Below are 19537 nucleotides of genomic sequence, written 5' to 3' on the forward strand. Positions count from 1 at the left end.
CGAGCACCGATCACTCCTCGCCGCTCGGCGGTGCGACGTCGATGTCGAGCCGCTGGCTCACCAGCGCATCGAGTGCGCCACGACCAGACACATTGACCCCAAAGGCTGCGCGGCCCCGCACGAACCCAACCGCTGCGGGACTCGAAGTGACGCCCAAGCTGTTCACCACAGCCATGTCGTCGTCAAAGACGATCTCATCATGCGGCAGGCCCGCCGCAGCCGACCACTGGCGCAGCCGTGCAGGATTCGCCGCAGACACCAGCACCAGCACATGTTCGGGAACGACACCCTCGAAGGAAGCGACGAGCCGGTGACAGGCGGCACACATGGGTGAGACCACCAGCACCAAGCGCGACGGCAGGTCGTCGAGCGCTCGGGGAAGACCAAGACTGCTCGCGAGAGCCCCCTCAGCACCCGAGGCCAAGTCGAACTCCTCGATGGCATCGGGGGGTTCCTGATCCCCGGCGGGCCGCTGGACAAGAAGCTCCAAGATGGCCAGCGCGACCAGCACGACGAGCAGCAGAGCAACGGCGGACAGGATCAGGGCGGCTAGCGCCATGCGGAAACCTCCGTACCTCCTGCCCGCCGGGCCGTCGTCATGACGCTGCGGCGACGGTGCCTTGCCAGCGGGTAGGCCTTTACCCATACTCGCCCGACCAGCACCGCGGCGGCGGCGGCGGCGCTGATTCCCAGCAGCACCACCGAGTACCCGGCCCGGTGCGTGGTGTCGACCAGCGTCGGCTGGCGTGCGACGCACCACGCTGCCCCCAGCCACAGCGGCCACTGCGCGACATGAGGCCATCCGAGCGTCCGATCGGAGCGCCCGAAACAGGCACAGGGAATGCCGCCGCCGCGCCGCACGCCCACAACGCCAGCCATCGCCATCAGGCAGGCGGCCAAGACAAGTACCGCAGCCGCTGCCCAGGAGCGCCCGAGCACGATTGCCGCTGCCAGGCCAATCTCGACGGCGCCGACCAGACGGCCGAGCACTCGCAGCGATTCCGGGCGCAGCGACGGCCCGGCGCCTCCCCACAACTGCGACAGGGTGGATGCGATCGGTACCGGCGAAACGATCTTGGCCGCACCCGCGACGCACAGCACCGACGAAGCGGCAACCACCGCCAGTTCCGGCCCCACGTCGGTCAGCACGGCGCAGCGAACCTAGGAACTCCGTTGCAGGCTGTCGTGTTCACAAGCGGCTTCGGCTGCAGCAGCCCGTCTCATACGAGCACATCCAAGGCCCATTCCAGCATGTCTCGCCCGCGGTGCATTCGCAGCACTTGCACAGGCCCGATGTGCCGCCCGCGTAGCCTCTGCATGTCCAGCACCGCAGGTGAAGGGATGCCTCGGCGCAGTACACGGGGCACCACTGCGACGACTCGTATATCAAGCTGCAGCAAGTGCTGGAGGATGCGGCAGCCGGTGATGCTCCGTGCAGCAGGTGCGCGCCGGCGGTCAGCAGTGAGAGCGACCCGGCGGTGACCGAGCGCAAGAACCAGCGCCGGGTTCCCGCTGCGTGCTCTCCCGCAGACACCGACGGCGTCACGCCGGTGGGCGGATCGTGCTCACATCGAGCGCTCATCTAGCCGAGATCCCTGCGCAACAGCAGCTTGAACAGGCCTGTGTGCCTGTTCGTGGTCCACCACTCGAGTCGGCTCGGGCGCCGTTGATGGTGGGTGACAGCCGGCAGGGTGTGCCATTGCCCATCAATGTGTTCCACAGCCGTCTCATCGCCCGGCTCGGGCACGAAATCCTCAGGGAAGCCGGAGTACACGGCCTCCACTGCTTCGCCGCTGCCGTCGAGCCGCACGCGTGCCCGTCCGCTCTCGACCGTGGAACTGAAGACGCCGAACTCGAGTCCCGCGACAGTCGGCTCTGGCGATGCGACGCGTCGGCGGCTGCCCTTGTCCTGAACGCTGCGCGTTGGCGCGTCATCCCCGCCGACCCACGCAGAGTCATCCGAGTAGTAGCTCACAGCCTCAGCTCCGCCGGCAGCCCGAAGCCGCTGTCGCTGATCGGGATGAGCCGGACATGCCAGCCCAGATCCACGCATTCACCCTGACTGTTGACTCTTGCATGAGCAATCTTCCGCCATGTCCATCTGGTTCGGTTGGCATCGAACTCCTCGTCCCAATGCTCGGAGAACTCGTCTTGCGGTTCGATCCTTCTGCGCAGGAGGTAGCCGGTGAGGGCAGAATCTCCGGTTTCGCTCGGCGGTTCCCATGCGAAGGTCACGCGGCACCTGTTGCCGACATCTCGCGAGGGGGTCCCTGTGAACGATGCGGGAGCACCCGGCGCATCACTGGGTGACACTGTCCGCTCGTTCCAGCGGCCGAGGCCCAAGGCGCTCACGGCCACGACACGAACGTCGTAGTCGACGCCGTTGTCAAGTCCGGTGATCGTGTACCGGTTGGAATCGGCCTCGTTCAGCGTCGCTTGCCGTTCAGCGGTATCCCAGCTCTGTCCAGGCCCCTTCCACTGCACCCGATATTCGGTGACCGGCGAACCTCCTGCGAACGCCGACCGCCACATGACCGTCAGGCCTCCGTCGATGCTGAAGACGCCCAGTGCGGTGGCCCGGCCCGGTTTCGCCACCGGCGTGCCAGTGACGTCCGCCGGCTCACCCGCCCTGCCTTCGTTCACAGCGACAACGCGAACTGTGTACATGGTGCCGTTGGCGAGCTCGGTGACGGCAGCTCGCAGTTCCCCGCCGGGTGACACTCTTCTGAGGCGATCCGAGCAGGGCGAATCGTTGAATGTTCCGTCGCGGGTCCACAACACCCTGTACTCGGTGACTGGCCACTCTGCGGCATTCAGCGGCGGCTCCCAAGTGACCACGAGTGTGCCGTTGTAGGCCTGCGCGGCCACGGATTGGACCATGCCCGGTCTCGAAAGGATGGTCTCAGAGACCTCCACCACCGGTCCCGCACCTGCGCTGTTGAGAGCTGCGATCCCGACTGTGTAGGCGACGTCTTCGCTCAGGCCGGTGATCTCGTGGTGCCTGTCCGTCACATCGGCGGAGCGGTCTGCGGCGCTGTAACTCTCGCCGGGACCCTTCCACTGGACGCGATATCCCGTCACCGCAGCACCTCCGTCATCGGAAGGCGCATCCCACACGGCCAGCAGGGAGTTGTTGCCGGGCGTGAGCACAGCATTGCGCGGAGGTGTGGGCACGGTTGCAGGCACAGCGGAGGCGGCGGCAGCCGGCGATGTGCCGGCGGGATTGACGGCGCGCACCTCCAGCCAGTAGTTCGTGCCGTTCACGAGTTCGTCGATCGTGTGGGTCGTGCCGAGGACCTCCATGATGCGGTCTGTGGCGCTGAACACCTCGTTGTCGCTGCGCCACTGCAGCAGATACTTGGTGACAGCAACGCCGCCATTGGACTCAGGCGGCTGCCAAGTGACCGTCAGCGATCGGTTGCCGGAATCGACAGTCAGCCCGAGCGGCGCGCTGGGCAACCCTGCAGGGACAGCCGGCGCCTCCGCGCTCCACGGTCCGTCGCCGACAGCGTTGCGGGCCCTGACCCGAACCCAGTATTCGGTGCCGTTGCTGAGGCCGGTCAGCAGATGCGACGTTGCGGTGACCGTCGCCTGTCGGTCGACGGCGTCATAGCTGTCGCCCGAGGCCCGCCACTGGACTTGGTACGAGCTGATTGCCGCGCCGCCGTCGTCGGGTGCTTCCCACGAGATGCGCAGCGATTGAGCGCTGACCTCAAAGGACAGGCTTGCGGTCGCCCCAGGCGCGCCGGCTGGGATGCCTCTGGTGATGGACGCAGTCCGGTCGGCGCCGTTGACGGCGAACACTCTGACGAAGTACTCGGTGCCGTTGGCCAAGTTGCCGATCTCGTGGCTCAGATCGGTCAGGTCGGTCACGGTCGCCTGCCGATTCGCTGGGTCGAAGTCCTCGTCGCCGGCTCGCCACTGAACCACATACTCGACGACCGCGAGACCGCCGTCGTGAGTCGGCGCCTGCCAGGAGACCTCGAGCGATCCGTCCCCGCGTTCGGCAACCAGTTGGCGTGGCCGACCCGGGGCTGTCGCAGCGATCGCTGACGCCGGCGCCGACCATGGCGAGCTGCCTACGGTGTTCTCGGATGCCACTTGAGCGAAGTACTCGGTTCCGTTCGTGAGGTTGGTGATGGTGTGCGATGTGCCGACAACCGTCACCGTGGCATCGGAGTCGGTGAACTGATCGTCGCCTGCCCGCCACCGCACGGTGTAGCTGGTGATCGGCGTTCCCCCGGTGCCGTTGGGTGTCCATGCCAGTGTCACTGACCGGTCGCGTCCCTCGGCGGTGGGTCGGCTGGGCGCATCGGGCACTGTCGCGGGAGTGGCGGAGAGTTCGCGCGAGACGGTGCCGTCGCCGACGCTGTTCACCGCGATGACGCGGACGTAGTACTGCTTGCCGTTGTCGAGTCCGCTGACGACCTCGGAGTCCTCGCCGGGACCGGTGACGAGTTGACGGGTTGCGGGCTGGTACGGCTCGGTCTCCGCACGCCACTGCACCTTGTAGCCGGTGATCGGACTCCCGCCGTCCGAGGAGGGCTGGCTCCAGCGGACGGTGATCAGCTCGTTGCCGCGCTGCACAGTGGCTGCCTGCGGCGCGCTTGCGACCGTGAGCGGCACTGCGAAATCCGCCATCGCGTACGGACCAGTGCCGATGTCGTTGACCGCACGCACCCGCACGAAGTACGGCGTACCGTTGACCAGAGAGCTGATCTGCCTGCTGAGCGTGCCGCCGCTCACCGTGACCGTGGGATCGGCGCTGGTGAACTGGTCGTCCGCAGCGCGGTATTGCACCTCATATCGCAGCACCGGCGACCCGCCGTCGTCAGGCACAGTCCAGAACGCGGTGATGGAGCGATTGCCGCGCTCCACGCTCAGATCGGGCGGGCTGGAGGGAAGCGTTGCCGGTGTGCGGGTCACCGGCCGGGACCACGGCCCGCTTCCCGCCGAGTTGTAGGCGCGGATGCTCACCGAGTACGGGGTTCCGTTGACCAGCGAGCCGATGGTGTGCTCTGTGTCGCTCGCAGCGAGCAACCGCTCTCTCGCATCGGCGTCGGATTCTCCGTCGATCCATTGAACCACAAAGCCCTCGATCGGCGAGCCGCCGGTTTCAGGCGGCTGCCAACTCAGCGCGAGCGACTGGTCGCCCCGCTCGACTGTCGGGCGGCGGGGACGACCTGGGACGGCCGCCGGCGTCACCTCCACTGCCTGAGACGGTTCGCCATCGCCAATACGGTTGACCGCGATCACCCGGACCGAGTACGGCACACCGTTCGTCAGACCGGTGATCTCCTGTTGCCGCACCTGCTCGACGACAGTGCGCTGACGGCCGGCGCTCCACCGCTGGGGTCCGGTGCGCCACTGCACCTTGTAACCGGTGATCTCAGTGCCGCCGCTGTCCGAAGGCGCTGCCCAGCGCACCGTCGCGGTCTGGTCCCCTCGCTGCGCGTTCACCTGCAGCGGCGCATCCGCTGTGCCCACCGGCACGCCGTCCGAAAACTGCGCCCACTCGCCGACACCGGCCGCATTGACCGCAGCGACGCGCACCCTGTACGTCGTTCCGTTGACAAGTCCCTCGATCCGATGGCTCAGCCCGGTGGCGTCGTCGGTGCCGAGCAGCGACCCGCCCGACCACCGCTCCACCGAGTAACCCTCCACGGGTGCACCGCCGGTATCGGTCGGCGTCCGCCACGAGATCTCGAGACTCTCGTCGGCCTCACCGATACGCACCGCGCCGGGCGCACCCGGCACCGTACGCGGCGTCCCTGACACCTTCGCCCAGGCGCTGAATCCGAAGTTTGCGATGAGCGCTTGGACCTCAACTCCATAGGTATCGCCGTTCACCAGGCCAGTGAGCTCGTAGCCCAGTTGTCCGGACAGGATCCATCGCTCGGTGTCGGAGTACTGCTGGCGCGGTCCCTTCCACCGGACGCGGTAGGCGACTGCCTCGAATCCCAGAACCACCGGGGCAGTCCAACTCAGCGTCAGTTTCGAGTCTCCCGGAATCGCCTCCAAGTCTCCAGGAGGATCCGCCAGCGCCGCATCAGTTCTCGACACGGTCGTCGTGGGACCCGGCCGGGCGACGCCGCCGCCGCCACCGCCGCCGACGCCGCTTGCGGCAAACTCGGACTCGGACTCGGACTCGGACTCGGACTCGGACGGGCACACGGGAAGATGCGCGGCCGCCGCTGCCTCGCTCATGGCCCGCCTCAGGTCGGTCTCGGGCAGCACAGCCTGCACCTGCTCGGCCAATTCGGCGGCAGCCTGAGAGCTGCCCACCACCCAAGTTCGCTCCGGCATGTGCTCGGCCAGCAGCGCCGTGGTGGCATCGTCGAGCAGTCCGCCCCGTGCGTACAGGATTGCGGCATTGCCCTCGGCAGCGGCTACAGCGGCGGCCACGCCGACGTGATCGTACGCCCAGCCGTCGACGACTACCGCCACCGACGCGCCTGCACGGAAAGCCTGCCCAGCCGTCAAGGCCGCTGTCTCGACCCGTGTCGCACCCGCGTGACGCAGCGGCACAGCTTCTGACCCCGCAGCGAGCGCCGCTTGACGGGCGATGTCGTCGCTGAGCGCAGCAGTGCCGCCGAGAATCAGAATGCGGCCCGGGCGGTACTCGGCGAGCACCCGGGCGGCGGCCGTCCCGAGCTCGTCCCGGTCCGCATACAGGACCGCGTCCGCTTGGCCCTGTGCTACCGCAGCGGCAGCCGCCGCGGCATCGGACAGCGACCAGCCGTTGGCGATCGCTACCGACCCCTCCCCCGACCGGGTACTGCTGGCTCGCCCCAACACCAGTTCGGCGGCCAGCGCAGCGGTATGCATCCGATCGTCCCCGGCGAGCCGAACGACATCTGCATCCGCTGAGAGATGGGAGATCTCGCTCTCCACCTTCGAATCCAGCACCGCCGTGCCGCCCACGAGGATCATCCGGTTGGGCTGCAGATCGGCCACGATGCCCGCCGCGCTGTCTCCCAGAGCGGCCTCGGACTCAGCGAACAGGACCGCGTCGCCGACGCCGCCTGCGACCAGCGACGACGCCGTGCCCACATCGGACAGCGACATGCGGTTCGCTGCCACCAAGACGATGCCGTCCTCGCTGCTTGCGCCCGCGGCCCGCGCAGCGGAGATGTCGCACAAGGAGACAGCGAGGACAGCCACAGCGAATAGCCGGAGGTCATGGCGCCACCCCACAGATCATGCACATGCCGGTGCGCATGGCAAAGCAGTCGATGCGGCGCGAGTCATGTCGGATGCGACAATAGCCGTCCTTGACGGCACAAGAGGGTCACATTCGACGCCGGCACGCGTGCTCACCGGCTGTTCTGCACGATGACGGTGTCTGTGGTGGAGCCAAGCTAAGGTGGAGCCATGCCTCTGACTCTCGACTTCACGGGAATGACCGAAGAGGAAATCGACAGCCGCTGCGAAGCGCACGCCGACGAGAGCTGAGTGCACACGCATTCGCTGGACCCTGACCACACGACGTCGATGACCGCAGCGAAGCAAAGGCTCTGGCGCTGCGCCCTGCCCATTGCGAACGACTGCCAGCATGTGTGCGACCTTGTGGCGGATGCACGTCGCGCCGGCACCTCGTCGGAGCGCATCGCCCGGTTGCTCGGGCGCCCCATCGATGAAGTTCAGGCTCTTGCTCGCAGCACGAGCTGATGAGACGGTTCGAGAGCCGCATCGACGTCGGCAGCAGCGAATTCTCCAAGAACACGCATGTCTACACCGACCTGCTCGTCGCCCTGCGTGAGCGGCAGCAGTTCGCCATCTCAGGCGGGGACGGCCGGGAGCGCTCCATCGAGCGGCACCACAGCCGGGGCAAGATCCTGCCGCGCGACCGCATCGACTTGGTGTGCGACACGGGCACGCCGTTCGTGGAGCTCTCCGCGCTCGCCGGCTGGGAGATGCACGACAACAGCGCTCCCGGCGCTGGCATCGTCACCGGCATCGGCGTGGTCTGCGGCGCGCCTTGGATGTTCATCGCCAACGACGCCACCGTGAAAGGCGGCTCGCTGCTGCCGGTCAGCATCAAGAAGCACGTACGCGCTCAGGACATCGCCGCCGAGAACGGCCTCGGCGTGATCTACTTGGTGGACTCCGGTGGCGCGTTCCTGCCGCTGCAGGACGACATCTTCCCCGACAAGGACCACTTCGGCGGCAGCTTCTACCGCCAGGCCCGGCTCTCCGCGATGGGCCTTCCGCAGATCTCAGTGGTGCTGGGCGGCTGCACTGCGGGCGGCGCGTACGTTCCGGCCCTGAGCGACGAAGTGATCATGGTGTCGGGCATCGGCCGCATCTACCTCGGCGGCCCGCCCATCGTGAAGGCCGCGCTCGGGGAGATCATCGAACCCGACGACCTCGGCGGCGCCGCGCTGCACACCCGCATCTCGGGTGTGTCCGATTACATGACGCCCGACGAGCGGTCCGCCTACGGCAAGCTGCGCGAACTCTGCGCTGCGTCGAACCAGCGTCCGGTGAATCACCGGGCGGGCTGGCTGTCGTGGACCGAGTCCGAGCCGCCTCACTACGACCCAGCCGAGATCTACGGCGTGATCTCCGCGGATGACCGCATCGGCTTTGATGCTCGCGAGGTCATCGCACGACTCATTGACGGCTCCCGCTACTCGGAGTTCAAGCCCGAATGGGGCGAGCACATCACTTGCGGGTTCGCCCGCATCTGGGGACACCTCGTCGGCATCATCGCCAACAACGGGATCATCTTCTCCGCCGATGCCCTCAAAGCCACCCACTTCATCGAGCTGTGCGAGCAGCGCCGGGTGCCGCTGCTGTTCCTGCAGAACACCACCGGCTACATGGTGGGCAGCGATTCGGAGGCCGCAGGCATCGCCAAGCACGGGGCGAAGATGGTGTCTGCGGTGGCCAATGCCACAGTGCCTCGCTACACGGTGCTGATCGGTGGCTCCTACGGCGCCGGGAACTACGGCATGTGCGGGCGGGGCTTCAACCCCCGTTTCCTGTTCGCGTGGCCCAACAGCCGCATCGCCACCATGTCGGCCGAGACGGCGCAGACCGTGCTGGTGGACATCCGGCTCGCCGGCATGCGGGGCACCACTACGACCGCTGAGGAAATCGCCGCCATGCGAGCCGAGGTGGCTGCCCAGTACGAGCAGCAGAGCGACCCGTACTACGCCACCGCTCGTCTGTGGGATGACGGACTCATCGACCCTGCCGATACACGCGACACGCTCGGGCTGTGCTTGGCGCTGGCAGGCCGCCAGGATGCCCCTGCGGCGGGCCCCGGCATCGTGTACCGGATGTAACGTGCGGCTGTACATGGCCCAGAGGGCACCCCTGCGCGCTGCGCTGTCGCCGCACCGTCGCAGCGGCACTCCTCAGCAGCCTCGATCTGCGCCGACCGCACGGCACCGGCTCGTGAGGTAATGCCGTCGTGAAACTGCTGGTCGCGAACCGAGGCGAGATCGCAAGCCGGGTGTTCGCGACGGCGCAACGGCTGGGCTGGCGGACCGTCGCCGTGTATGCAGCACCCGACCGGGATGCCCCGTTCGTGCGCGCGGCCCACGAGTCGGCGTGCATCGGCCCGGCCGCCTTGGATCGTTCGTACTTGGACATCGACGCGATTGTCGAGGCGGGGTGTGACACCGGTGCCGAGGCGGTTCACCCTGGGTACGGCTTCCTGTCCGAGAACGCGGCATTTGCCCGCGCAGTCATCGATGCCGGCTTGATCTGGGTGGGGCCGCATCCCGAGGCCATTGCCCAGATGGGCTCGAAGATCGAAGCGCGGGCCATTGCCGAAGCTGCCGGGGTACCGACGATCCCCGGGTACAGCGACACCGAGTTCGATGGCGCCCGCGATCAGATGAGCTTCCCAGTGCTGGTCAAGGCGTCCGCTGGCGGAGGCGGCAAAGGCATCCGCATCGTTCGCTCCGCGGAGGATTTCGAGGGAGCGTTGGCCGAGGCTCGCACCGAGGCGCTGCGCTCGTTCGGTGATGACCGGGTGCTGGTGGAGCGCTGCATTGAACGGCCCCGTCACGTCGAAGTCCAGGTCGTCGGAGACCAGCACGGCACGGTCATCCATCTGGGCACCCGCGATTGCTCCTCGCAGCGCCGCTACCAGAAGCTGCTGGAGGAGGCGCCGGCGCCCAACCTGGATCCCGCCACCCGAGACGGGTTGAGGGACGCGGCAGTGGCGCTCGCGCGCCACATCGGCTACGACAACGCCGGCACCGTGGAATTCATCGTCGACGCCGGTACCGGCGAGTTCTTCTTCCTCGAGATGAACACCCGGCTGCAAGTGGAGCATCCCGTCACCGAGGCAATCACCGGATTTGACTTGGTGGAATTGCAGCTGCGTGTCGCCAGCGGCGACCCGTTGGGCTTGGCCCAATCAGACATCACGTTCAGCGGACACAGCGTCGAAGTCCGCATCAATGCCGAGGACCCCGCCGACGGCTTCACACCCCGTGCGGGTCCAGTGGGCCACGTACGCGTGCCCGAAGGAGTTCGCTGGGACACGTCGGTGGAAGCAGGCAGCGAGGTCTCCCCGTTCTACGACCCGCTCATCGCCAAGCTCATCGTCACCCGCCCAGGTCGCGACGAGGCTCTCGATGCGCTGCGTGGCGCGCTCGACGGGCTCGTGGTGGGGCCGGTGCCCACCAATGCCGGATTCCTGCGCTGGCTCACGGACTCGCCCCGACTACGCGAAGGCGAGATGACAACGAACATGATCGATGCGCTCAGCGGCACCGAGATGCCCGCGCCGCCGCCGGCCACCGATGCGGCTGCGGCTGCGGCAGCTGCCTGGCTGGAACACCTGCTGGGCGAACGTGCCGCTGCGGCCAGCGGGCCATGGGCGGTGCTGAGCGACTTCCGGCTGACCCCGCACTCCTCCGAGGCCGTTGTGGTGCTGCGGGATGCGGCCGGCGAGCTCCATGAGGTGTCCGCCGAGGCGATGGCCTCCGACGGCGCAGCGAGCGCGAGCAGCGTTGAATCGGCGGGGGTCGCGGTCAATCTCCGCGGCCACACGGTTGCCTTCGAGGTACCCGACCGGTCGGACGCTTGGGCACCCACAGCAACCGACGACACCGGCAACGTCGACGCAGTCGCCGCGCCATTCCCCGCCGTCGTGGTCGAGGTGCCGGTGACCGTCGGCGATGTCGTAGCCGCCGGCGATGTCATCGTGGTGGTGGAAGCCATGAAGATGCTCCACTCGCTTGCCGCTCATGGAGCGGGCACCGTCGCAGAGGTCCGCTGCGCGCCGGGCGACGCCGTCGAGGCCAGCCAAGTGCTCGTCAGCTTCGAACAGTACTAGGAGGCTGGTCGGAAAAGGGGATCTTGCCGACACAGCAAGTCCCTGACCTGCGGGTTTGCATCTGACAAACGCCGAAATAGCGGCTTTCCGACCAGTCTCCTAGGAGACTGCTGAGCAATCGCCGAAATCGCCGATTCACGGCACGGCGAGGTGCGGATATTGCCGGGGTCGATGTCGGTCAAGCCGCTGACATGGCGCACTGACGGGCGGATCCGGTACATCCATGTACGCATCGCGTCGGCCCGGGCCACGGTGAAGGCGCTGCCGATCAGCCGCTCGGTGTACAGGTCGCACGCGACCCACTGCGGGCTGTTCTTGCCTGCCGGCAGCGCACCCGTCTCGGCCTCGGTGGCGTGCTCGTTGCCGAACCCACTCTTGATGCTCGACCCCAAAGTCATCCCCCATGGGTGCCAGCCTAGATCCGGTCTGCGGGGCGAGCTCTTGCGGAGGCTGCCGGCGCCGTCACAGAGCGATGGGTCGCCGCCGCATGGTCAGCGCCAGCACGGTCGCACCAGCCGCACAGACGGCGAAGCTCACCCAGATCACGCTGAAGCTGCCTGTCTGCTCGTAGACATATCCAGCGACGAGGCCCCCGATGCTGAGCCCGGACATGAAGCCGAGCATCACGATGCCCGAAGCCCGGCCCGCCAGCGCCACCGGAACGCCAGTAATGACAGCCAGCATCGCCACGGCATTCCACGACATCATCGTGAAGCCGGCCAGCAGCGACATCACCCACATCAGCGAGTCATGGACTGTCGTTGCAGCAAGCAGGAGCACCATCGCAAACACGGTGAACACCGACTGGACGGCGAGTGCGCTCGCCGGCTGGACCCGTCGCTCGGTGAGGCGTGCCCACCAGATGCGCGATGCCGCCGCGATGATGCCCGCGAGAGCGCTGGCCATGCCTGCCCAGAAGTTGGTCCACCCGAGCGATTCCTCGGCGAAGAGCACTTGGAACCGCCCGACGCCTCCCACCACGCTGCCCATCAGCAACGAGAACCAAGTGATCTTGGCGATGAATACGCGCGCGGACTCCTTCAACTGCGTTGCCGGACGATGTGCAGGCGCTCGGGAGAACACGGCACCGGGTAATGCGCCATAGCCGGCTTCTCCGTCCTCCACCGTAGGGGCATCCGGCTCCAGCCACAGCTGGATGCCCACTGCGGCCACGAGCGCCGCGACGCCGTACAGGCCGATGGCGGTCCGCCAGTCGAACCAGACGGCCAGTGTCGGCAGCGTGAAGCCCGACAGGAACGTGCCGAACATGACCCCCGACTGCTTCAGTCCCGTGATGGTGCCGCGACGCCCATCGGGAACCCGCTCGGCGATCAGCTTGTTGGTGGCCGGATTGCACCAGCCCTGGCCGAGTCCAGCAAACGCTGCCGATGCCATGAGGACCCACACGTCGGTGGCAAAGGCCATGCCGAACATGCCCACACCAGCGGTGCCGATGGTCAGCACCACCGAACGCTTCGGGCCGATGCTGTCGGTGATGCGGCCCGACAGCGGTGCGAACAGCGCAGCGACAATTGTGTTGGCCGTCAAGGCCAAGCTGAACGGCCCTGTCGTGATGCCCAAGTCGGCGATGAGATCCACTGCGAGCACAGCCGGCAGCATCATGGGGATCGGGCCGAGCACCATCGTGGACACGAGCACGAAGTTGAGGCCCAAGCGCTGCATGAGCCCATCGGCGGTGCCCGCGGGTGCGGCATTCCTGGCCGCGGCATCAGGTCCCGGACCAGGGACTCCAACCGTTCGCATCGCAGCGCACCCTATGACTGCCGCCCAGCTGTTGCGTCTCCGAGTGTGCAACTGGTGGAGAGCATCTCTCGGAGATCCTCTCCGAGATAGGCGAGGCCGAGCGCCCTGAGCTTCAGCACTTCAGAATACGAATAGTCCGTGGTCTAGGGTCTCGCCGTCGGCTCCGCCGCAAAGAGCGGACGCGACAGCACCAGACGCACAGCAGCAGGGAGGTGACCCGATGGGTGTACTGGACGGACGAGTTGCCATCATCACCGGCGGTGCACGGGGCCAAGGCGCCGTGGAGGGTCGGCTCTTCGCAGACGAGGGTGCGACCGTGGTGCTGACCGACGTGCTCGACGAAGAGGGCGAGCGAACCGCCGGCGAGGTCGGCTGTGAATACCTGCACCACGATGTGGCCCAGGAAGACGGCTGGGATGCGGTGGTGGCCGATGTCATGGGTCGCCATGGGCAGATCGACGTCCTCGTGAACAACGCGGGCATCTTCCAAGGCGCCGGCCTCATGAACACCTCGGTCGCTGACTACGACCGCATGCTGGCCGTCAACGCCCGCGGCGTGTTCCTGGGAATGCAGAAGGTCGGTGCGGTGATGGCCGAGACCGAGACGGGCTCGATCATCAACATCAGTTCGGTGGCGGGACTCATGGGCGCCTTGGGATCATTCGCCTACAGCGCCAGCAAGTGGGCGGTGCGCGGCATGACCAAGTCGGCTGCGAAGGAACTCGGTCGCCGTGGCGTGCGGGTCAATTCGGTGCACCCGGGCTACATCGACACCGAGATGCTGGCGCAGACCAGCGTGTTCAACGAGGACGAAGACCGCACGCGCCGAGTCCTGCGACAGGTGCCGCTGCGCCGCATCGCCGAGCCGGCCGAAGTCGGCAGGGTCGTGCTGTTCTTGGCCTCCGATGCCAGCAGCTACTGCACCGGCCAGGAATTCACGGTTGATGGGGGCATGTTCGGTTGAGCTTGCTCAACCGAACCATCGGACACAGCGGGTTGAGCTTGCTCAACCGAACCATCGGACACAGCGGGTTGAGCTTGCTCAACCGAACCATCGGACACAGCGGGTTGAGCTTGCTCAACCGAACCATCGGACTTCACAGGTTGCCGCCAAGACGTGAACTACTGTGATCCGCAGGCGAACTCAGCCCGCGGAGGTCTGAAATGAGCTACGACACCCAGCGACTTCGTGCCGATCTGGGAGCCGGCGTCGTCTCCGCGATCGTCGTGCTTCCGCTGGCACTGGCGTTCGGGGTGATGTCCGGACTCGGTCCCATCGCCGGACTGTGGGGCGCGGTCGCCGTCGGGTTCATCGCTGCGGTGCTCGGCGGCACCCGGGTGCAGATCTCTGCGGCAACGGCGCCGATGGCCATCGCCGTTTCGTTCGTGCTGGTGCGATACGCCGACACCCCGGGCGAAGCCCTCGCCGTCATCTTCATCGCCGGGGTCATCCAGATGCTGATCGGACTGCTGCGGCTCGGCGACCTCGTGCAGTTCACACCGCATTCGGTCACCTCGGGCTTCATCAGCGGCATCGGCGTCATGGTGGTGATGCTGCAAGTGCTGCCGTTCTTCGGCGCCGATCCGATCGGGGGCAATCCCATTGATTCGATCCGCCACTGGGACGACGCCGCCAACGACATGGACTTCCACGCGTTCGGCTTGGCAGTCACGACATTCATCATCTGCGCCGGCTGGCCCAAGCGGCTGCGGAGATACGTACCGCGTGTGCCGGGCGCTCTCGTCATCGGCGTCATCGTGGGCGCGATCTTCTTCGACGGGGCACCGCGCATCGCCGAGGTCATCGGAGCGCCCTCGTTCTGGGCCATGGAAATGCCCGCCGGCGGCTTCTGGGGCGCTGTGGGCGCCGCCTTCGCCGTCGCCCTCATCGGTGCGCTGAGCAGCCTGACGAACGCAACCGAGACCGACTCCATGACGGGTCAGCAGCACGATCCCAATCGAGAGCTGATGGGCGTGGGACTCGGCAATGCCGTCGCCGCGATGTTCGGCGGCCTGCCCGGCGCCGGATCTCCCAGTGCCACCCAAGCCAACATCCGAGCGGGGGCTCAGACCCGGATTGCGGGCGCCGTCTCGGCGGTGCTGGCACTGGTCCTGATCATCGTGCTCAGCGTCAGCGGTCTCATCGACACCGTCCCCTACGCAGTGCTTGCAGGGATCCTGCTGTGGATAGGTCTCGGCCTCATCGACTGGCGGCTGATCACGCACCTGTACCGGGTGCAGCGCGAGCACATGCTGGTGATGCTGCTCACGCTCGGCCTCACCGTGTTCGTCGACCTGCTGGTGGCCATCGCCGCCGGCGTGGTTGCCGCGGCGCTCGCTTCAAGCCGTCGATTCGAGCGCCTCGAGCTCGACAGCGTGCTGTCGGTGCCCATGCTCGACGCGGTGTTCTTCGCCGACAGCGATCGGGTCGATGTCAGCCAGTTCGACGCATTCTCGGCGCGGGTCGGCATGGTCAAGATGCGCGGCAGCTTCACCGCTGCCTCGTCGAACCGGCTGCGCTTCGCCATCGGCAAAGACATCGTTGAGCACGAGGTCGTGATCTTGGACTTCACCGAGACGAGCTACGTCGACGACAGCGCTGCCCTGGTGGTGGAACAGCTCATCGATGCTGCGATGGAGCACGACACCGAGTGCATCGTGATCGGGCTGGAGAGCCTGCCCAGTGGCAGCCTGCAGTCGCTGGATGTGCTGCACCGGGTGCCCGGCGACCACTTCGTGGGGAGCTTCGACGAGGCCCGGGGCATTGCCGCCCGGCTGCTCGAGATCAACCTCGAGATCAGCAAGGCGTCCCGGACCGAGGCCTGAGCCAATCAACTCCCGATTGGTCGCGACGGCGGCTCAGTACAGCTCGGGCACGAAGGCCTGGTCGGTGATCGGCGGGCGCACGTAGCCGCCGGCTGCGCCCCGCTCAGGCAGATCGACATGCTCCCAAGGCACCGCCTCATAGGGAATCTGCGACAAGAGGTGGGCGATGCAGTTGAGATGCGCGGCGCGCTTGTCGTCGGCTTCGACGACCCACCAGGGCGCCTGCTTGATGTCGGTGTGTGCGAACAGCGTGTCCTTGGCGCGCGAGAAGTCCACCCAGCGGGTGCGTGCTTCCAGATCCATGGGGGACAGCTTCCAGCGGCGAGCCGGATCGGCGATGCGTCGCTGGAAGCGGCGCTCCTGTTCCTCGTCGCTGATCGAGAACCAGTACTTGATCAGGATGATGCCTGAGCGCACCAGCATCCGCTCGAACTCTGGGCACGAACGAAGGAACTCCTCGTACTCGTCGTCTGTGCAGAAGCCCATCACCGGCTCGACGAGGCCGCGGTTGTACCAACTGCGATCGAAGATCACCATCTCGCCCGCCGTCGGCAGCTCTTCGACGTAGCGCTGGAACCACCACTGGGTTTTCTCGCGGTCGCTGGGTGTGCCCAGTGCCACGACACGCACTATGCGGGGGTTCAGGCGCCGGATGATGCGCTTGATCGTGCTGCCCTTGCCGGCGGCGTCGCGGCCTTCGAAGATGACGACGACTTTGAGCCCCCGGTGCTGGATCCAGCGCTGGAGATTGGCCAACTCCTGTTGCAGCATCTCAAGCTCACGCTCGTACTTCTGGCGAGGCACGCGGCTCTTGCGTTTCGGGGGCCAGGAAGGTGCTTCGTCGGAGGGCTCAGCAGCGGGCTTCGCACCCGGCTTCGATGCGGACGTCGAGGCGACATCCGCATCCGACTCGAATGCTGGCGCGGCGACCCCATCTGCAGCCTTGGACCCCATGGGTCCGGACAGTATCCGAGCGGCCCGGCTGCAGAGGACTCGTACGCTCAAGAAGAACTCGGTCCGCTCAGCCTCCTAGTCGCCGCCGAACGCCATTGCGCCCCGGCGGTCCAGCACCGTGGCATGCAGCATGCCGAAGATCACCACCACGGCACCTGCGAGGGTGACCAGCGCCGGATACTCACCCAAGAACAGCGCGGCCCACACGATGCCGGCCACAGTTTCCACCGGAGCGAACAGGGCTACCTCGCCGGCGGGCGCGTACTTCGGCGCATTGCTGTAGGACAGGCGGCCCAGCGGGTTGCAGACCAGGCCCATGGCCAAGATGGCTGCCCATGCTGTGGCGTCAGGCGCTCCCAGATCGACCACGAACGCCGTGGGAATCACCACCAGCAACGCAGCGAGGGCGAGACCCACGACACGGCTCATGTCCCGATGTCGGCGCCAGATGACGGTGCTGAAGGCGAAGCAGACCACGGCGATGAGAGCCAAGAAATCGCCGAAGAGATTGGACGAACCGATCGATGTCGACACCACCATGCCGATGCCCACCACCGTGAGGGCGATGCCCGCGGCCACCCGTGGCGATGTGCGCTCACGCAAGGCCACCCACGCGAACGCCGCGGCCAGCACCGGCGCGGAGGCCACGATTGCCACCACGTTGGGCACTTCGGTGCGGTTGATCGCCGAGATGAACGTGATCTGGCTGAACGCACCGAGCACCCCGATTGCCAGCAGCGGCCAGATGTCAGCTCGCAGCGACATCCACGAGGCCGACGCTTGGCGCAAGGCCATGGCGCCGTAGAGCACCATCGACAGCACTCCGACGATGAAGGCGATGTCCAGCGCGTCGGCGCCCGAGACGCGAACCCACAGCGAGTCAGTGGACACCAGCAGCATGCCCAGCGCCGCTAGGCCCCAGCCGAAGCGTCGGCTGTCGCTTCGGGCAGTCACGAGATGCAGCGATGGATCGCACGAACTGGGGCCAAGTCGCCCGCCAGCATCACCCTGTGCCCGCGCCCGAGCCGCTCCAGGCAACACGCGGAAGCTGCTTCTCTTTGTCCACGAACGGCAGGGTGTCTACGGTGGCTTCGTGCCGTGTGCCCTCGTAGTCGTGCAGGTGAACGGTCTTGGCCTCCCAGCCGTCGCCGGTCAGCGGCCGATCGAAGCGCACGTAGCCGACGCCGACATCGAGCGTGGGCGACCATGTGCCGATCGTCACATGACCTACGTGCTGGTCGGCGTAGCTGACGCCCATCTGCGGCTCGGGCATGGCCGTGGGGCATATCAGACCGAACAGCAGTTGGCTGCGGCCGACCGCCTCCAGTGCCGCCTTGCCGATGAAGTCGTCCTTGTCGTGTCGGACGAATTGGCCGAGACCGGCGCTGTAGGGGGTCAGGCCCGGTTCGATGTCGGTGCCGTTGTCCAGGATTCCCGACTCGATGCGCCGGATTCCCATGGACGACGCAGTGCTGAACTCCATGTCGAACGGCTCACCGCACTCGAGCAAGCCATCCCACAGAGCGTCATGGTCGGTCGGCTCGGGTCCGCTGTTGCAGTAGATCTCGATGCCCACCTCGCCGGTCCATCCGGTCCGTGACACCCACAGCGTCTGACCGCAGACCTCGAAGAATCCGGCACGGAAGTACTTGAAGTCGGCCGGCAGGCCTCCGCCGATGGCCGCGTCCAGCACGCCGAGCGACTTGGGACCTTGGATCTGCAGCACCCGTGAATGGGGATCGTTGACGTCGACATCGAACCCGATGGCATGCGCTCGCAGCCAGCTCAGGAACTCGCCGTTCGCAATGACGTACCAGAAGCGGTCCGGGGCGAGTCGCATCACCACGCCGTCCATCAGGATCGTGCCGTCGTCGTTGCACGCCAGGCCATAGCGGCAGCGTCCAATGCCGAGATTGTCCACCCGGCAGACCAGCACCCGCTCCAGCAGGCGCACCGCATCGGGGCCGGTGATCTCCAGCGGCTTCTCGGGTACGTCGTACAGCATGACGCCCTGGCGCAGCTTCCAGTAATGCGGAATGGGGTCCTCGTCTGGTGACGATTTCACCGGGTACAGCCGGTTGCAGTACACCGCGTGAATGGTCTCATCGGTGGTGTAGCGGTGGGCGAAGGGCGACCGGCTGATGCGGTAGGGCGCCACCGAGACCGAGTCGTACGACTCAAGGTAGTAGTGCCGGCTCGTCCTCACGTCAGCTCCTCCAACGAGGCGCCGAAGGTGCGCGGCGCACGGTAGATGCCATGGCTGACGGCACCGTCCGTCACGTGGAGTTCCCAGATGGACGCCTTCTTGCAGCGTGCCGGGTTGACTTCGATGCCGCAGTGACCAAGTCGCCAGAGCACTTCGGGAATGACGTCGCCGTGGCTGCACAGCACACTGTCGCCCGCTTCGCCGCACAGGCGTTCCACCAAGGCCTCGGCCCGCCAGCCGTCGGCGCCCTCGGCGAGCTCGGCGACCCGCTCGATGTCGAGCCTCAGCTTGACGGCCAGCGGCTCGACCGTCTGGGTGCAGCGGACGCTGGGACTCGACAGGATGCGCCGCACCGGTGCGGCGGCGAGCGTCGCCGCGATGGCCTCGGCTTGGGCGTGACCCATCGAGTCGAGCGGCCGGGCGCCGTCGTCGGCCCGCCAGGCATGCCGATCGCCGGCGGATGCGTGTCGCACGAGATACAGCAC

Annotated in this window: 14 protein-coding genes; 4 read left to right on the forward strand and 10 right to left on the reverse strand. The window is 66.9% G+C overall.

From position 1 onward, the window contains the following. Positions 1-10: 10 nt before the first annotated feature. From ACOGXQ_RS03805 to ACOGXQ_RS03820, 4 genes are all read right to left on the reverse strand, one after another. Positions 11-559, reverse strand: coding sequence for a hypothetical protein (locus ACOGXQ_RS03805; RefSeq protein ID WP_419946121.1), 549 nt, complete (start codon positions 557-559; stop codon positions 11-13). Continuing rightward, positions 550-1149 carry a MauE/DoxX family redox-associated membrane protein gene (locus ACOGXQ_RS03810; protein ID WP_419946122.1) on the reverse strand — a complete coding sequence of 200 codons (600 nt, stop codon included), beginning with the start codon at positions 1147-1149 and terminating at the stop codon, positions 550-552. Before ACOGXQ_RS03810 ends, ACOGXQ_RS03805 begins: the two co-directional genes overlap by 10 nt. A 433-nt stretch (positions 1150-1582) precedes the next feature. Then, positions 1583-1975 (reverse strand): hypothetical protein, encoded by a 393-nt coding sequence (locus ACOGXQ_RS03815; protein ID WP_419946123.1) that lies wholly within the window; start codon positions 1973-1975, stop codon positions 1583-1585. Next, positions 1972-7164, reverse strand: a complete 5193-nt coding sequence (locus tag ACOGXQ_RS03820; RefSeq protein WP_419946124.1) for a fibronectin type III domain-containing protein — start codon at positions 7162-7164, stop codon at positions 1972-1974. The genes ACOGXQ_RS03815 and ACOGXQ_RS03820 overlap by 4 nt, the downstream gene beginning before the upstream one ends. A 506-nt stretch (positions 7165-7670) precedes the next feature. On the opposite strand from ACOGXQ_RS03820, the gene ACOGXQ_RS03825 reads away from it, so the two are divergent. Both ACOGXQ_RS03825 and ACOGXQ_RS03830 read left to right on the forward strand, forming a co-directional pair. Continuing rightward, complete coding sequence (locus ACOGXQ_RS03825; protein ID WP_419946125.1) at positions 7671-9293, forward strand: acyl-CoA carboxylase subunit beta; 1623 nt, start codon at positions 7671-7673, stop codon at positions 9291-9293. A 128-nt stretch (positions 9294-9421) separates the two neighbouring features. Beyond that, positions 9422-11302, forward strand: coding sequence for an acetyl/propionyl/methylcrotonyl-CoA carboxylase subunit alpha (locus ACOGXQ_RS03830; RefSeq protein WP_419946126.1), 1881 nt, complete (start codon positions 9422-9424; stop codon positions 11300-11302). Here ACOGXQ_RS03830 and ACOGXQ_RS03835 read toward each other — a convergent pair. Then, a complete protein-coding gene (locus ACOGXQ_RS03835) occupies positions 11299-11694 on the reverse strand; it encodes a homogentisate 1,2-dioxygenase (protein WP_419946127.1) in 396 nt (131 codons plus the stop codon). The genes ACOGXQ_RS03830 and ACOGXQ_RS03835 overlap by 4 nt on opposite strands. Positions 11695-11764: 70 nt before the next feature. Further along, the gene (locus ACOGXQ_RS03840; protein WP_419946128.1) at positions 11765-13066 is read right to left on the reverse strand and encodes an MFS transporter; all 1302 of its coding nucleotides are present in this window, start codon (positions 13064-13066) and stop codon (positions 11765-11767) included. A 220-nt stretch (positions 13067-13286) separates the two neighbouring features. On the opposite strand from ACOGXQ_RS03840, the gene ACOGXQ_RS03845 reads away from it, so the two are divergent. Then, positions 13287-14030 (forward strand): SDR family NAD(P)-dependent oxidoreductase, encoded by a 744-nt coding sequence (locus ACOGXQ_RS03845; RefSeq protein WP_419946129.1) that lies wholly within the window; start codon positions 13287-13289, stop codon positions 14028-14030. A 200-nt stretch (positions 14031-14230) separates the two neighbouring features. After that, on the forward strand, positions 14231-15892 hold the full coding sequence (locus ACOGXQ_RS03850) for a SulP family inorganic anion transporter (protein WP_419946130.1): 1662 nt from the start codon (positions 14231-14233) through the stop codon (positions 15890-15892). A gap of 33 nt (positions 15893-15925) precedes the next feature. Here the strand turns inward: ACOGXQ_RS03850 and ppk2 are convergent, their stop codons facing one another. The 4 genes from ppk2 to ACOGXQ_RS03870 all read right to left on the reverse strand — a co-directional run bounded on the left by ppk2 (position 15926) and on the right by ACOGXQ_RS03870 (position 19537). After that, a complete protein-coding gene (gene ppk2, locus ACOGXQ_RS03855) occupies positions 15926-16846 on the reverse strand; it encodes a polyphosphate kinase 2 (protein WP_419946131.1) in 921 nt (306 codons plus the stop codon). Between the two features lie 75 nt (positions 16847-16921). Then, entirely contained in the window at positions 16922-17800 is an 879-nt protein-coding gene (locus tag ACOGXQ_RS03860) for a DMT family transporter (protein ID WP_419946132.1), read from the reverse strand. Positions 17801-17849: 49 nt separating this feature from the next. Beyond that, complete coding sequence (locus ACOGXQ_RS03865) at positions 17850-19052, reverse strand: aminomethyltransferase family protein (protein ID WP_419946133.1); 1203 nt, start codon at positions 19050-19052, stop codon at positions 17850-17852. Then, positions 19049-19537 (reverse strand): SixA phosphatase family protein, encoded by a 489-nt coding sequence (locus ACOGXQ_RS03870; protein WP_419946134.1) that lies wholly within the window; start codon positions 19535-19537, stop codon positions 19049-19051. The genes ACOGXQ_RS03865 and ACOGXQ_RS03870 overlap by 4 nt, the downstream gene beginning before the upstream one ends.

This window comes from Candidatus Poriferisodalis sp., assembly GCF_965208485.1.
GTDB lineage: Bacteria > Actinomycetota > Acidimicrobiia > Acidimicrobiales > Poriferisodalaceae > Poriferisodalis.